We start from the raw sequence: 14,133 nt of genomic DNA on the forward strand, positions 1-14,133 counted from the left end.
AAAAAGGGGAAAAACCACCATCGGGAAAGAGGTGGTTTTTTCTAGTCGTTAAAATATAGATGTTCAGTTGATGCTCTATTGCATCTTGATTAGTTTGCTGAATAGATTCGTTTGTATTCATTTCTTTATCATTTTTCTTTTGCAATTTCTTTTCTATTAGGAGCAAGTGGTGGCTGTTCTAACCATTTATTTTTCATCATAATATTAAACCATTTTTTTGTTACCATTAAATTCTTTAGAATAACGCCTTCATAAGCAGCTACAAGATCTGTTCGCATGGCTGATGCTAAACCTGTTCCATGATACGCTTGTGCAGCTTGGAACAAGAAACCAATATGATACATCATTAATTTATCAGAAAAAGGAGCGTCTGTTGAAGTTGTTACTTCTGTCTCCCACGATTTAGGAACTGGTAAATTATCCGCGTGCATTATTTTTGAAAAGGATTGTATTTGTTCATCAGCTGTTTTCTCCGAATCCTCTAAAAATTCCCTTACTTCTTTTGATTGAGAGACCTGACTAAATCCAATAGAAAGAGTTTTAGCCATAATGCTTTTCTTAAGGTTGAAGGAAATACTTATGATTTCTAGTGCCGTTAAGCGTCTGCCTTTTCCGAAAAATCCATCTAAAAAATCCTGGCTAGAAATATATTCAGGGTTTTTAGCAGGATAAAAATAAGGGTCCCTCTGAAACTCCCCTTTTTCAAGTAATAATTCAATCGTTTGATGATACATCCTTTTTGCCTCATTATCACATGAATCGTAGAAGTAACGTAAGTCTTCTCTGACAGAAACACCTAATGAGGTTGTATGTCCTAGCAAGCCATGTAATGTCATGATATGTAAATAATTCAAGCAGAATATATCAGTAAATAATTTTTTAGTACCTTTATTGAGGTCAAACTCAGTAAATCCAATTGGAACTGGAAACCCTTCGTTTTCTATAAAAGCTACAATTTGTTTCTTTTGGTTTGCGAAGGTCTTAATAGCATCTTCAAAAACGGCCTTTATTGACTCGTCTTCAATAATAGAGAACATATATTGATTTACTACATCTGTCATTGTTCCGTTTACATACTCTCCCCATAGTGTCCCTATTTCGGAAGATGTGAGTTTTAACTTATTCTTATCCATATTATCACCTCATGGATAATATTTACTAATTTATTAATAGATATGAATTTTATCTTAACAAAAATGGCTTTTAGCTTGTAATTTCAGATAACGTACATTATAGTAACTACGATTGTATGTCATATACAGCTTAAAAACAGAAAAACCTATCTCTTCACAGTCAAAAGAGGTAGTTTTTTCTGTTGCAAAATTTAGTTGTATGAGTCGATATTTAGTAACATCTTGGGTAGTTTGCTCAATTTGCTATTCATTATTCGTTTTATAATCTTAAATAAAAAAAGAAACAGATCTAAAAAGACTGTTTCTTTTAAAATTCCACTCCAACATAATACTTTACCCTTTTGATTGAAAATGAAACATGAAATATGATTATTTTTATAAAACTTATTTTGCTTCTGATAATTCACATTATGGACATTTATGGCGACAAATTTTTTTCGCTGAAGGTGGAACTCAACTCGCCGATAATCTCCCCTTATTATTCCGATTAAATCTTCTGCAAGGTATCTTCACTGACCATGAATTACACGACCTATGTATATTAGTAGATGTAAAAAACACTTTGAATCAACAATCAACTATTTCTCAGGATGATTTTGACCACCTTAAATATTTTTCTCACCAACTAAACAGAAAGAAATTTCTCTCATTATCTATCTAACTTTATTCACAATGAACATGAAAAGCCTACTTGTATAAGACCAAGTAGGCTTTTCTGCTACGTTAAAGTCGATAAATTTATGCATTGTTTCCAAGAGAATTATAATATTTTCTATCTACATATCAAAAAAATCATGTGCCTTTAAATTTGGATCTATTTTCCTTAAAGCTTTGAGTATTTTGGTCATAGTTCGCTGTGTAGGTGCATGTTCTACATTTCTCTTACAAAGTTCGCTAACAGTGGATCTACTAACCTTTGAAGTACTCGCTAACCATTGTTGCGAAATTCCTCTTTGATCTAACCATTTTCCTAATTTACTACGTTGCTTACCTAACCCAAACATATATAATCACCTTTTTAGTATCAGTCTTGTCCAAGAATTCGAAGTTTCATACACTTTTGAAGAAAATATCGGAATAGTGGACAAGTTATCGTTCATATCATTTAGTAAGACGTCACCTCAAGACGTCAGGATAATCATCAGGAATGGAGCGAATCAAATGACAAAAGAATTAGCAATCTCGTTATTAAGTCGAAAAGACGTCTATTTAACGGTAGAAGGCAAACAGATGTTAGAGGTCATTTTGAAAGAGAAAAACGCGTATGAAGAAAAATAAGAAGGCCCAAAATCAAGTAGACACCTATCGACCGACTGTGCGGTATCATTCTATTTACCGTACATATGTAGATAGCCTTTTTCAGGCTACCGAGTTAGACCGAAATCAAATTATAAGGTGTGCACTTTTTACTGCAGCGCACAATCCTGTTTTCTTAGCGTTAATGAATCAGTATAAAATGAGAGACGTCCCTCTTCCCTCATCTCCGTGGCAGCCTTCTTCCCACCCATTATGGATGGAACAAGAGCCCAACATCGAAAAGAAAGGAGGAGGAGAACATGATGATCTTGAGCGAAAAGGAGCGCTTACAAACACTTCTACGTTACTTGGAACACCAACAGATGGCCAATCAGTGTCAGGAACTACTACTCAACCCGACCGACAGTCTTCCACCAAGGAGAAGACAGCGCGGGTTACAAGACGTCAGCAACCGATTAAGAGACGAACAAGGGAGATTCCTACCTTACAATTATCAAACAATGGAGGAATTAGACTTGATTTTAGATGAAGAATTCGAGATACAACGAAAACTAAAAATAGATCCGATTGAAGGTTCTTATAATAGCTATGCGGTGAATGAAAAAGAAAAGAGGGACTGGAGTGGAAATATCTATTTAGCTTGTGTCGCAGCAATTTTAGCCATTGCCTTTTTCACCTGACGTCTTTTTAGAATAGTGTCGATATTTTGGTCATAAACATATAGCATGAATACAGTTAAGACCGCCTTATAAACTGATACATAATGGGCGGTCTTTGTTCTAAATATGATTAAAAACGTTTGGAAAATGAAAATGATTTCGGTAACGAAAAATAAGGAAATAGAGATATATTAAATGTACCTTTTTATACTTGTGACATAGGAGGAATGTAGATGGAAAATAGCCCTCGTTTTGGAGAATTAGTTTCTGATTTTGAGAAATGTTTAGATCGACATTTAAATGACAAAGAAAAAGAGTTACTTGCATGGATAGTGAAAAAAGAAAGTAATAAGTATGTTCAATAATCTACAGTTAACCTTTTCATATTTCAAGAAACTTTCTGATGTGTAGCTATTCTACTCAAAACTGGTAGTTGCTACACAGAAAAACCGCCTACACCTTAATGTGTAGGCGGTTTGAATAGTCCCCAATAGTAGATTAGAAATAGAAGGTATTTGGCATTGTTGATTAAGTATTAATCTATAAATGCTTGTTTATCCTCTATTTCACCGGGCTTTGAATATGTAACATACGTCCCTGCCATCATGTCATGCAGACTTCTTTTATCCTTACGGAAAACCACCATAAACACACTCACAATTAACGCAATACCTAATGTAAGGCCATAAACAATGCCGGCCACAAGAACTCTTAGTAGCATTGCTCCGATTCCAAGTTTCTTTCCATTTATTTTGACAATTCTAACCCCAACAATTCGTTTCCCTATAGTATATCCATACCATAAAATAGGTACAGCAACCGCATAGATGAAACCTATGAGTGATGTAATGGGATCTTCACGATCAAAGTCTCCTGTAATAAGAAAGCCAATAAGTCCCAAAGGAATACTTACAATAATGCCATCTAACAGATTTCCTAATAGGCGTATCCAAAATCCTGCTGGTTTTGTTACTTGATCCACTTTATATTTCTCCCCTTCTTGTAAATTAACACTTTATCTATCTAAATAGCTCCTCAGATGATGATAACATGATTGAAGATGAAGGTAAAAAATATAAAATATTTTAAATTTATCCACTAATAATAAAACACATAACATTGCTCTTTTAAAAAAAGCTAATGATAGCAACTATTCCTATTGTAAGACCACACATAAGACTCACGATGAAGACACGTAAAACCATAGATCCGAAGCCTACATTTCGCTAAGGTTATAGTTAAATCGTTTGTATACCTTGTTTTTGTGTTGGTGATTCGTTTTCATAATGTTGATGATGACATGTTGCTCACTTTTCCAATGCACATTCACATCATGAATCATAGAAGGTTGAATTCCTTGAAGCTCTTTATATTGGTTAAGAGTGCTTCCGGGTTGTCCGTAGTACATTCTAAGAGAATCAGCCTTTTGTTTTTGTTCATAATCAAAGTAATCAGTGGTTTGTTTATACATCTTTTTTACTTCAACAATGTTTTGTTTATTAGGAGATGTGCTGGTCGTAAGTGAGACGTTACGTATCATGTTTGGCTGTTGCTCGTTTTTATCCAAGAAGTAATTCATCATAAATACGAGAAAAATTACTCCAAAGGATAACATGATCCAAAGCCATTTTTTCATGTCGACACTTCCTCTTTTATGATTGAAAATCAAAATGAGTAGATGATCTCATTGCAAAATAGCATTTTCTGCTATTTCGTATCCTTAGATAATAACATACTCAAAAACTCTTGAAAGTTCTCAGCCACTTTTGATGTAGCTGGATCACACTCATATGATTCTTCGTAATCTAGAAAATCAACAGACGGATTGTTTTTATCATAGTGAAAGTTTAAACATAAGTAATCTCCCCATGCTAGCTTCGCAATTGGAATTAATTCAGATCCGATAAGGTCTTCATCATAAAAATTCCGTCCTTGTTCTCCTAAGGAAGTTTCGCAGCAACCAATATCATACACACCATAAGGATACTCACTAAAGTTTTTAATAATGCCTAAAAAACGTTCAATTTGACACCTCTTATTGATGGCTGTTAGTGGTGTAGAATCTATTACTGTACATTCGTTATATTGTTTCAAGAATTCTTTATACGCATTGGACAATTGGATGCGAAAAGAAGCTTCTATTTTTGCAATGTCATGATCCTCTGGCAATGGATAAATGATGCTTTCCTTCACCAATCTCATTGTTATCAGTCTCCTTGCAATAGGCCATCTTCAAGGAAATACATTATGACTTTTGGTATTCATACATAACCGGAACTTTATCCATTTTAACGGTTTTGGCTACAACATAACGACGATAACCGTCTTTTAAGACATTCGATCCTTTTTCAATCGTCAATGGCTCATCTAAGCGTCCTGTGCGTTTCACAAAATCAATGACCTTTTGGGTTTTTTCAGCATTTGGACGTGTCTTTAAGAATTCTTCAGGTACGATAATGTCATCAAAGTTCAACAAATCCTGTGTCCCTTTAGGTTGGTTCGGTAGTGTATTCTTTTTAGGCTCAGCCTTCTTCGCTTCTGTATGCTCTTGCTTTACTTCTGGCTGAACAGCTTTTGTTTCCTTCTTTTCTTCTTTTGGTGCAGGTTGAGAAGTAGCTACCGGTTTTTCTTCCTGTTTGGTAGCAGCAACTTCTTGTTGCGCTGCAGAAGCCTCTTGTTTGGTCTCTTTTTTATCGTTTGATTCATTGCCTTCTTTGTCTTTCTTATTCGGGAGAACGGTAATCTGGAAGCAGATTACGCCTACTTCACCAGGGCATTCATCAATCGGAATGTCTAATGTTGGTTCTCCTTGAATTAAGATTTTTTCCTGCATAATACTTTTTTTCGTGAGACCTGTTTTGTTAAAAGCTTTCTTTGCAACAAATACCGTGTACGAAATAAACGTACTCTTTTTCAAGCCTTTAGGCGCAGATGGTGACCCTTTTTCACGCATATCAAAGGCAACATAGCGATCGTATTCTCGTAGTGGTCCTGTGGCTGATCCAGTTAACGTAATTTTATGTGGCATAATGTTCTCCTCCTGCGTAGATATAGATTTATTTATTATTTAGAACAGTGTTCTAAGTAAACATATCCTACTAATAATTCAGCTTATAAGGGATTTCTTTACTTTTTACATTTTCTCCTATCGTACATATAAACAGAGACAACGCGCATACTTTGAGTATGGACTTGTAGCTCAATGGCAGAGCAGCCAGTCGTATTACCCTATACAACTTCGGCTTCTTGCGGGTTCAAATCCTGCCAAGTCCTTTCTTAAAACACTGAATACGTTAAAAATAATGAAATTCCTTGCTATGCTTTAACTATTTTTAAACATTAAGAAGCTGGTTCCTTTAATTTAGCATGTTGATGCAATAATCCTTGCTCCTCAGATGTTAATGCTTGTCCTAACTCTTGTTTCAGTTCCGCCATTTCTAATGAACTGTACGTAGAGCAGTGTTCTTGCAGCAAGCATTCCTCTTCTGGTGTAAGTTCTTGCCCTAAGTCTTGCTTTAATTGAATCGTTTCAAGCTGTTGTTCTAAAGATATTTCTACTTTTTTTGTACCCTTCTCTTGATCCTGCTCAGCCTTTAACCAATTAGGAACTATTTCTTTACGGATAATATGTTTTGGTATAAACAATTTTGTTGATGAAGCTTCTTTATGTATAACTTCCTCATGAGTTGGATATACTGATGAATAATCCTGGTTTTTAGGATCCACCAACTGATAGAATTGGTTTTTCGCAATTTTATAGAGTAATTGGCACATATTATCTAAGGACAAAGATTTGCCTTTATGATTAGCTTCATGTACATATTTGTCTAACCCAATAATCGATGTATACGCAATTTCATGTACTTGGCCTTTGGTAATATCAATCTCTGTATCTCGTTTAACCGTTTTTGCAGCATTTTGAATGCGAGCATAAAAGTCTTTTAATTGATGACTATACTTACCTGCGTAGACTTGATTGACTTTCTTAGGAACACCTTTGATATAGGTAAATGACTGTGAAGCAGACATTAAATGATTATTTATATGATTTACAGGTAAATCAAGGTTAATAAAGGCACCAGGTGATTTATCAGTCTTTAAGCTTGGTGTATCAACGTTTTCCGCACTTTCTGGATACATCACAGGAAGCGTCACAGGAGTTGTCATTTCTTCTTGTTGGACCGTTTGTATACCTGTTGTATCATGGGCAAAAAAGATTTCGTCGCAAATCCGATTAAAGTTCTTATGACTTTTAAGAATAAATACATAGCTATCAGGGTGAGTACCTGTTGCATCCTCTTTAATGTAACGTGCTACAAGTATAAAAGGTGTCGCTTTTAACGAACGTACAAAACGAGAAACCGTACTTTTAGAAACTTTAAATTTCTTCATGAGTGTTTCAGAACGAATGGCTTGAATGCCTGTAGCCACTAGGTTATAGATGACATGATCGAGCATTTCCATTCTTTTTTTAGGAAATTCTTTATGTATAGCTGATTGGTTCTGTTTGTAATGAGTACGAATAATTTCTAAAAACTCTTCTTTCTTTTTCCGAAGTGTGGATTTGTTCTTCCATAACCACTTAAACCGTCCGTTGAAGGTGTCTACATCTTTTAAATAGCAGGTCAATATTTTTGTCATTTGTTCATTATCTCCTTTAAGGAACAAAAAAAGACACTGTTTCCCTGGAAAAAGGAAAACAATGTCGTGATTTTGATGAACTAAGCCCTTGAAATAGATAGCTATTTCATATAAAATAAAACCATAAGTTTTATTTTATAAAAAAACTAACTCTATTAACAAGAGACTTCGACAAGTGTTTTCCCTACTGTAACTAGGGGGAACGGTTTAAGAGTGCTACCAACACGTCTTAAACAGTTGAAGTCTTTTTTCTATTCCGGTCATTTTTGTTAGTTTTATTATAGCGTTAATTAATCTCATAATTCAATAAGAATTAGTAATATATCTCAAAAGATTTAGTTTTGCGTCTTTTATGAGGTGAAAATCCTATCTATATTCAAATGAATTTATTGTTGAAGGTATTAAGAGAACTTTCTCTGACAACTGCTACAAAAATAATAAAACAGCTTCTAATTACTAACCAGTAATTAGAAGCTGTTTTATTATTTTGTGAACATTCTTTTCCATATACTTTTTCCTTGTTCTTTTTGAATTTCGGTCATAGCTGAATGGATAGAATCTAGTTTTTTAAGTAATTGGTCATTCACTTCTTTTAAACGCTGATTGTCTTGTTCAAGTTTATTCATCTGTTCTTTTATCTCTATAACATCTTTTTTTTCTGCCAAATTTTCAGATGGAAGCGTTAGTTGTTCTTTCTTTTCCATTTTTTTATCCATTTCTTCTATTTTTTTAGCAAGCAATAAAAACGCTTCTTTAAAGGAGTTTTCGTTTGTATCTTCTTCCTCTAAATCCTTGTTAATAATTTTTGTTTGTTCTTCGCTCATTAAATTTGCTTTAATTAATTCTTCACGAATCATTTCATTCGGTGCATGTTTTCCGAATTTTTCCTTTAGTTCAATAATCTTCTCAATTTTTTTATCTTCATCAGTAAATATGTATCTTATTCTTCCAATTCTTTTATGTCGTACTAACCCTACTTCGCACCAGTCCCGTAACTGATGATTTTCTATATTAAATTTTCTAGCAACTTCTGAAATAACCATTGTTTCTTCGCTCATAATTGTACCTCCCTCACAAACGAATTAACCTAACTTAGTTAGTATTTTCTTATATGAAATATTTTTAATAACTCAATTAAGTCTAACTTAATTGGTCCTGACTAATTAATTACTACTTCTTTTAAAGCTTGTCTTTATTATTTTAGCAGATTTCACACTTAACTGAATTAGATTTATTATATTTTACGTTATGCAGTTCAATTAAATTTGAACTGAGTCCTTCAAAAAACTACAAATCCATTATAGTTTTTTAAAATATTACAATAAGTTTAATTAAAATGCAATTAAGTTCAACTAATTGTAACTTAATTGCATTTTAATTAAACTGCTACTTATTTATATTCGATTTAGTTTAACTTATTTCATTTTAAGTTAAACTAAATTAAGGTTGTGTGCAAGGGGGTGATTTTAAGTTAATCTTAAGTTAAACTATCAAGTTTAAATCAATAATTTGGAAACAAAAAAGTTATGTGTTAAGTTATTTTTCTCATTTGATCCTCGATAGATTGAGGAGTTTAATAGCTGAGACTACTGTCGATTCTGTTTAGATAATACACTTCTTCTGTAATATGGTGTGAAACATATCTATGGAGGTATTATCATAAAAGCAGTCTTTTTAGCTAAAAAGATGCTTTATCTCTTATTTGTGGACATGCTGAGTGAACTCATCGCTTATTTATTGTAAATCGAAATCGTTACAAATAGGTAGACCCTTTCAGGGGCTTGGATAGTGTAAGCTTTTTGAAGTGCTTCAATGATTAATTCTGATGTGATTAAACGAGAAAAAATAGCACACAATTCCTTTAATGTGAATTTAATGAAGATGCTAAACAGAACCAACCGCCTCGTATCATAGGACATACTTAATTTCAGGCACCCATTGTCTAGAGAGATTTAATAAATTTTTGAAACGCTAGAATGTGTTTTGCTTTTTCGTCAATATGACCATAGCCTCTTTTTTGAATATCTATCTCTTATTTTAACCAGAGTTTTTTTGGAGAATCTTAGCTAATTCTCTAGGTATTAGAGAGCCTTGCTCTGCATTAAAAGATGTTAATACATTCACGCAGTTATAAATCGTTACTTCTGATCACTATATTCGCTGCTTGATTATTTAACCAAGTTTTTAGCATAGTATAAATACATAATCGATTTTTTAAGTCATCATTTTATTTTCTCCAGTAGTCATAACTAATCCAGACTCAATTGAGTCTGGATTAGTTATCTTATTTGAATGAATATTAATTTGGCAGAGTCAGTTTTTACTGGAAGATTTAGTCTATGTATACCTAATTGAAATTAATTTAAATCAATTAATTACTAATTGGGTATAAAAAATATAGATTCGACAGCTTTTAATAAGAGAAGTTGATATGCTCTATTTTAATTAAATTAAACTTCTTTTCTATTGAGTTAATTTTAATTCATTTTAGTCTAAATTAGTGATAATTAACTTGGTTTTTTTGAAATTAGAGTTGGATTCTTGTAAAAGAAAAAAGAAAATCTAATTGTTTAGTTACATATTCGAGTGATAATAAAATCTTAAAAGGTTATTTAGTGAATTAATGAAAAGTTTTTAATTTAAAAAGTACATGTCTTTAATTTTTATCAAAAGAATAGAGAAACAGAAACAAGGATATAAAAGATTCACTTTGATGCTAAAAGCAACCTGCTTCATGAATATAAGCAGAAAATTTTACGTGAAAAGATGAAAAAAATGAATGAAAAGCAACAAGATTTAGCCATGAAGTGAAAAAACACATGTTAACAGTAGGTCAACATGTGTTTTTTTGAGGTTCACAGTAGGTTCACATCACTGATTTTTTATGTTAACAGTAGGTTCACTTGGCAGGGTTTAGGTCAACAGTAGGTTCACATTCAACAGGTTTTCTTGTACCCACGGTTTCGCTAGGCTCTGCCTAGCCCCACACCTATGGTGGGGGCAAAAACCCCTTATGCTCTTCTCTCTTTTGTAGTGGGGAACCACACTTTACAGGAAAGGAACGAATGTCATGGATATGTTTTTACGAAATATTGATCCAATTGCCGTTAAAAAAATAGATGAAATCGCAAAAGAAAAAAAGATTTCTCGTCAGGAATTCTTAAAAGCTCAAATTGAAACACTAGCTGTTTTTCAAGAACAATCTTTTACTTTTCAAGACTGTATGGAAGTGGGCAGTCAAATGCAATTCCAAAAACGTACAGGTATCATCAAAAAGAAAAAAGAAGAACAGGAACTCGAAAGGTAAGGGAGCGTAAAGAGCTCTCTTTTTTATTAATGTTGGCTGTTCTCGTTTGCGGTACAATGAACAATATAATATAAGTGGGAATATTCAAATAAAAGGAGTAGAGAGTATGGAAAACCAAGAGTATGAATGGGTAAAGCAAACACGTCAAATCTTATTAGCACAATGTAAAGAGTTAAATGAAGATGATTTTACAAAAGAACTAGGATTTGGTTCTCAGAGTGTAAGAGATTCTTTGATTCATATTGCAGGTTGCTATCATGCTTGGCTGGGGTCTTTTGTTCTTCTACGAACGAAATCGCCTCTTTTACCAAAAGAAGTAATTAATAATATGCAGATAAGTGATATTCAACTTTATTTTAAACAAGCAGATGCATATGTGGATGCTGTATTCCAACAATTTAGAGATAATTTCGATGACATTATTGAAGGGGAACTTGCTTGGAGACCAGAGGTTAATAGTATAAGAAAGACTCCTCGACAATTGCTCATGCATGCAATTACACATGAGTTCCACCATAAGGGACAAATTGTAGCCATGTTACGTTTATTAGGTCATATCCCTAAACATACAGACATAATTGGTCTACCTGACAAGGAAGTTGGATCAGATGCTTCAAGTAAGGAATAAGGGAGTTAGTTAAAGGTTCCACTTTTGAAAGTAACAAACTTTATCGATCATCTAAATTTAACTTAATAAAATTAAATGTAAAAAAGCAGAGGTTGTTTATTCCTCTGCTTTTTCTCATGCAACTTGGAATTTATTTATTATCTAAATACTAATTACTTGGGGGAATAATGATGAAAAAAATTACGTCTCTTTCAAATGACCAATTTAAAACGATTGTTTCCGATAAACGAGAATTAAAGAAGTTTATGAAGCACCCACACAATGAAAAAATCGAGGCAGATTGGGCGAACATTAGTGAGAAACAGCTCCAAGACATTCCTTCTGGTGCTGTTTACTTAACACAATCAGCTCTAGGAGAGGAAAAACTGCAAGTTTTACTTGTTTCTACGGATGAAAAAGGGCAAAAACAAGCCTATAAAAGTGAAGCAACAGTTGATTTTTTGAGAGGTCATGATGTGAATCTTGTTTTAGAGAAAGATCGAGAAACGCAGCTTAAAACAAGCTATCTTACATTTTTACAAGCTCATGAAAAAGAAAAGCCTCAAGATATTGATAGTATGTTAGCCCATGTGAACGAAGAAAACGATTATGTGATGTTGAAATCCAGTGCTTTAAAGGAAAAACAGTTCACCCCTAACCAATTGAAAGGAATGGAAAATGAACTTTCTCATCAGTTTCAAGCACGAAAACAAGCACAAGAAAAGGATCAATATCAAGAAGATTACAAACAAGAAGTACTAGAAGTTATGCAGCAGCCTAGTGAAGAAACACAGTATAAGCAGCTATTTAAACAAAGCTTGTTAGCCCAATTAGGCATATCAGATGAAAAAGATTCTTCTAAAGAAGCGAAAAAAGAAGCTGAAGCAGAAAAAGCTCCTGTCGAAAAGCAGATCAAGAAGGAAACACCTCAAGAGAAAGAACAGCGTTTGGCCAAAATGAAGGAGTTTGAACAAAAGCATTCCTTTTATAAGGTGTACAAATTGAAAAAAGAAGTGCTGCAGGAATTAAAAGAGCTGAATTTGACTGATTCTCAACGTGAGAAGTTAACGAAGCTTGAAAAAGCTTTGGACACAGAGAAAAAGGTTCACGACAAGTAGAAAAAAGAAGAGAAATCACAAAATGGATTTACAAAGTTTTTTGCACGGAATAATGGAGCATTTTCTTCAAAAAAAAGAAACGAGACACAAGAAATGGAACGATGAAAATGGCAAAAGTTTCAATGGGATGAGAGGGCTGAAAAGCCCTCTTTTTTCATAGGGCGAAAGAGAAGGAGAGATTAGGTGGGAGAACGAAAACACGTCAATGAGAGGGAAATCATGAAAGCACGAGATGTTGATTTGTTGTCGTATCTGGAAGCCAAAGGCGAAACCTTTGTAAAAGAAGGAAAGTACTATCGTCATACGGAACATGATAGCTTATTTATCAAAGGAAATATGGACGCTTGGAACAGCCGGAATGAAACAGGATATGGAGCGATCAGTTTCGCTCGAATGTATTTATGGGATGTCGTTTCCGCAAGCCGTATTAGATATCAACAAAGGCGATTATAAAGAGCTTTCTCAGTCGCATGAGCAACCGTCGGTTTCACCATCAAAAGAGCCTTTTCGCTATCCAAAAGAGTTAGAAGTAAAGGATCAGAGCAAAGTAAAAGATTATCTCATAAAAGAACGTAAAATAGATCCTCGATTAGTTGACTGGCTCCTTCAAAAAGATTTAATCGCCCAGGACAAACGGAGCAATGTTGTGTTTAAATGGCGTGAACATGGAGGTAAAGGAAAGGTAATTGGGGCGGATCGGCAAGGCACAACTTCTATAAGTAATAAGCGTGGTTCCTTTAAACAAGTCTTACCGAACGATAACCCACATACAGGCTTTTCAGTTGATGTTGGTCGCCCAAATAAAATTCATTTTTTTGAAAGTCCAATTGATTTGCTTTCTTATTGGAGTATTCAGGAGAATAGCCTACAAAACACACGACTCATTAGTATGAATGGCTTAAAGCCTAAAACCGTTGCTCAGTCCTATATCGAAGCTCGAAAAGAAGGCTTAGGCATCAAAGAAATGGTGTTAGCTGTTGATAATGACCAAGGTGGAAAAGAATTTATTGACAAAATGAACCAAATCGTTAATGCTGATTTAATAAGAGTAGATATTCCAAAGGGAGCGAAAGATTGGAACGAAGAATTAAAGAAGAATGGAAAAAGCATTCAACCTGTGGCATCACGTTTCCGGAATAAACAAACTGAACAGGAGCTTTCAATGAATGGATAAAGTGTTTCAAGGTGTATTTTACCTCTTTCTTATCATGATTTTAGTGAAACTTTCTCAATTTGCTTACCGTGTCCTTCGGGAACGGAGGTATATGAAAGAGTTAGCCCAATCGGGTATGCCCTATATTGATAAAATGGATGGTTATCAGTTTGAAATTTACGTGCGCCCATAAGGGCTTCTGGGGAATCTGCTATAGCAAGCAGTAGGTATAGATATCTTAATAAACCTATCATCAAT

15 protein-coding genes, 1 tRNA gene and 1 pseudogene are annotated in these 14,133 nt (G+C 34.0%); 8 read left to right on the forward strand and 9 right to left on the reverse strand.

Annotated elements, in window-relative coordinates; genetic code table 11:
* Positions 1–128: 128 nt before the first annotated feature.
* Together ACFX4R_RS28250 and ACFX4R_RS28255 are read right to left on the reverse strand one after the other, a co-directional pair.
* Positions 129–1,133: a DUF3231 family protein gene (locus tag ACFX4R_RS28250; RefSeq protein WP_322552731.1), complete on the reverse strand. Its 1,005-nt coding sequence runs from the start codon at positions 1,131–1,133 to the stop codon at positions 129–131.
* Positions 1,134–1,909: 776 nt separating this feature from the next.
* The gene (locus ACFX4R_RS28255) at positions 1,910–2,137 is read right to left on the reverse strand and encodes a helix-turn-helix domain-containing protein (protein ID WP_043981743.1); all 228 of its coding nucleotides are present in this window, start codon (positions 2,135–2,137) and stop codon (positions 1,910–1,912) included.
* Between the two features lie 260 nt (positions 2,138–2,397).
* Here ACFX4R_RS28255 and ACFX4R_RS28260 point away from each other — a divergent pair, with 260 nt between their 5' ends.
* The 3 genes from ACFX4R_RS28260 to ACFX4R_RS28270 all read left to right on the forward strand — a co-directional run bounded on the left by ACFX4R_RS28260 (position 2,398) and on the right by ACFX4R_RS28270 (position 3,414).
* The gene (locus ACFX4R_RS28260) at positions 2,398–2,919 is read left to right on the forward strand and encodes a hypothetical protein (protein ID WP_377571548.1); all 522 of its coding nucleotides are present in this window, start codon (positions 2,398–2,400) and stop codon (positions 2,917–2,919) included.
* Positions 2,906–3,070 carry a hypothetical protein gene (locus tag ACFX4R_RS28265; protein WP_162213431.1) on the forward strand — a complete coding sequence of 55 codons (165 nt, stop codon included), beginning with the start codon at positions 2,906–2,908 and terminating at the stop codon, positions 3,068–3,070. The genes ACFX4R_RS28260 and ACFX4R_RS28265 overlap by 14 nt, the downstream gene beginning before the upstream one ends.
* A 212-nt stretch (positions 3,071–3,282) precedes the next feature.
* The gene (locus ACFX4R_RS28270) at positions 3,283–3,414 is read left to right on the forward strand and encodes a hypothetical protein (RefSeq protein ID WP_276510979.1); all 132 of its coding nucleotides are present in this window, start codon (positions 3,283–3,285) and stop codon (positions 3,412–3,414) included.
* Between the two features lie 170 nt (positions 3,415–3,584).
* On the opposite strand, the gene ACFX4R_RS28275 is transcribed toward ACFX4R_RS28270, so the two are convergent.
* From ACFX4R_RS28275 to ACFX4R_RS28290, 4 genes are all read right to left on the reverse strand, one after another.
* A complete protein-coding gene (locus ACFX4R_RS28275; RefSeq protein ID WP_165574706.1) occupies positions 3,585–4,031 on the reverse strand; it encodes an RDD family protein in 447 nt (148 codons plus the stop codon).
* 234 nt (positions 4,032–4,265) lie between these two features.
* The gene (locus tag ACFX4R_RS28280; RefSeq protein WP_043981744.1) at positions 4,266–4,685 is read right to left on the reverse strand and encodes a hypothetical protein; all 420 of its coding nucleotides are present in this window, start codon (positions 4,683–4,685) and stop codon (positions 4,266–4,268) included.
* A 71-nt stretch (positions 4,686–4,756) separates the two neighbouring features.
* Positions 4,757–5,251, reverse strand: coding sequence for an SMI1/KNR4 family protein (locus ACFX4R_RS28285; RefSeq protein ID WP_322552728.1), 495 nt, complete (start codon positions 5,249–5,251; stop codon positions 4,757–4,759).
* Positions 5,252–5,294: 43 nt separating this feature from the next.
* A complete protein-coding gene (locus ACFX4R_RS28290; protein ID WP_322552727.1) occupies positions 5,295–6,077 on the reverse strand; it encodes a ParB N-terminal domain-containing protein in 783 nt (260 codons plus the stop codon).
* 160 nt (positions 6,078–6,237) lie between these two features.
* Between ACFX4R_RS28290 and ACFX4R_RS28295 the strand changes: the two genes are divergently transcribed.
* Positions 6,238–6,322 (forward strand) — tRNA-OTHER (locus ACFX4R_RS28295).
* Positions 6,323–6,388: 66 nt separating this feature from the next.
* On the opposite strand, the gene ACFX4R_RS28300 is transcribed toward ACFX4R_RS28295, so the two are convergent.
* Both ACFX4R_RS28300 and ACFX4R_RS28305 read right to left on the reverse strand, forming a co-directional pair.
* Positions 6,389–7,690 carry a replication protein gene (locus ACFX4R_RS28300; protein WP_322552726.1) on the reverse strand — a complete coding sequence of 434 codons (1,302 nt, stop codon included), beginning with the start codon at positions 7,688–7,690 and terminating at the stop codon, positions 6,389–6,391.
* Between the two features lie 482 nt (positions 7,691–8,172).
* The gene (locus ACFX4R_RS28305; protein WP_029321043.1) at positions 8,173–8,748 is read right to left on the reverse strand and encodes a MerR family transcriptional regulator; all 576 of its coding nucleotides are present in this window, start codon (positions 8,746–8,748) and stop codon (positions 8,173–8,175) included.
* Between the two features lie 2,012 nt (positions 8,749–10,760).
* On the opposite strand from ACFX4R_RS28305, the gene ACFX4R_RS28310 reads away from it, so the two are divergent.
* The 4 genes and pseudogenes from ACFX4R_RS28310 to ACFX4R_RS28325 all read left to right on the forward strand — a co-directional run bounded on the left by ACFX4R_RS28310 (position 10,761) and on the right by ACFX4R_RS28325 (position 13,896).
* Positions 10,761–10,997, forward strand: a complete 237-nt coding sequence (locus ACFX4R_RS28310) for a hypothetical protein (protein WP_043981749.1) — start codon at positions 10,761–10,763, stop codon at positions 10,995–10,997.
* A 106-nt stretch (positions 10,998–11,103) separates the two neighbouring features.
* Positions 11,104–11,625 carry a DinB family protein gene (locus tag ACFX4R_RS28315; protein WP_322552725.1) on the forward strand — a complete coding sequence of 174 codons (522 nt, stop codon included), beginning with the start codon at positions 11,104–11,106 and terminating at the stop codon, positions 11,623–11,625.
* Positions 11,626–11,795: 170 nt separating this feature from the next.
* Positions 11,796–12,722, forward strand: a complete 927-nt coding sequence (locus ACFX4R_RS28320) for a hypothetical protein (protein ID WP_377571552.1) — start codon at positions 11,796–11,798, stop codon at positions 12,720–12,722.
* Between the two features lie 219 nt (positions 12,723–12,941).
* A pseudogene (locus ACFX4R_RS28325) lies at positions 12,942–13,896 on the forward strand (toprim domain-containing protein).
* Between the two features lie 32 nt (positions 13,897–13,928).
* Here the strand turns inward: ACFX4R_RS28325 and ACFX4R_RS28330 are convergent.
* On the reverse strand, positions 13,929–14,133 hold a 205-nt coding region (locus tag ACFX4R_RS28330), incomplete at its 5' end, for a hypothetical protein (protein WP_377571555.1).

The organism is Priestia sp. YIM B13490 (assembly GCF_042787735.1).
GTDB lineage: Bacteria > Bacillota > Bacilli > Bacillales > Bacillaceae_H > Priestia > Priestia megaterium.

Coding starts and splice junctions, on each gene's coding strand:
- ACFX4R_RS28310 (WP_043981749.1), top strand. CDS start 10,761: ATGGATATGTTTTTACGAAATATTGATCCAATTGCCGTTAAAAAAATA.
- ACFX4R_RS28270 (WP_276510979.1), top strand. CDS start 3,283: ATGGAAAATAGCCCTCGTTTTGGAGAATTAGTTTCTGATTTTGAGAAA.
- ACFX4R_RS28280 (WP_043981744.1), bottom strand. CDS start 4,685: ATGAAAAAATGGCTTTGGATCATGTTATCCTTTGGAGTAATTTTTCTC.
- ACFX4R_RS28260 (WP_377571548.1), top strand. CDS start 2,398: ATGAAGAAAAATAAGAAGGCCCAAAATCAAGTAGACACCTATCGACCG.
- ACFX4R_RS28250 (WP_322552731.1), bottom strand. CDS start 1,133: ATGGATAAGAATAAGTTAAAACTCACATCTTCCGAAATAGGGACACTA.
- ACFX4R_RS28305 (WP_029321043.1), bottom strand. CDS start 8,748: ATGAGCGAAGAAACAATGGTTATTTCAGAAGTTGCTAGAAAATTTAAT.
- ACFX4R_RS28290 (WP_322552727.1), bottom strand. CDS start 6,077: ATGCCACATAAAATTACGTTAACTGGATCAGCCACAGGACCACTACGA.
- ACFX4R_RS28300 (WP_322552726.1), bottom strand. CDS start 7,690: ATGACAAAAATATTGACCTGCTATTTAAAAGATGTAGACACCTTCAAC.
- ACFX4R_RS28320 (WP_377571552.1), top strand. CDS start 11,796: ATGAAAAAAATTACGTCTCTTTCAAATGACCAATTTAAAACGATTGTT.
- ACFX4R_RS28285 (WP_322552728.1), bottom strand. CDS start 5,251: ATGAGATTGGTGAAGGAAAGCATCATTTATCCATTGCCAGAGGATCAT.
- ACFX4R_RS28255 (WP_043981743.1), bottom strand. CDS start 2,137: ATGTTTGGGTTAGGTAAGCAACGTAGTAAATTAGGAAAATGGTTAGAT.
- ACFX4R_RS28315 (WP_322552725.1), top strand. CDS start 11,104: ATGGAAAACCAAGAGTATGAATGGGTAAAGCAAACACGTCAAATCTTA.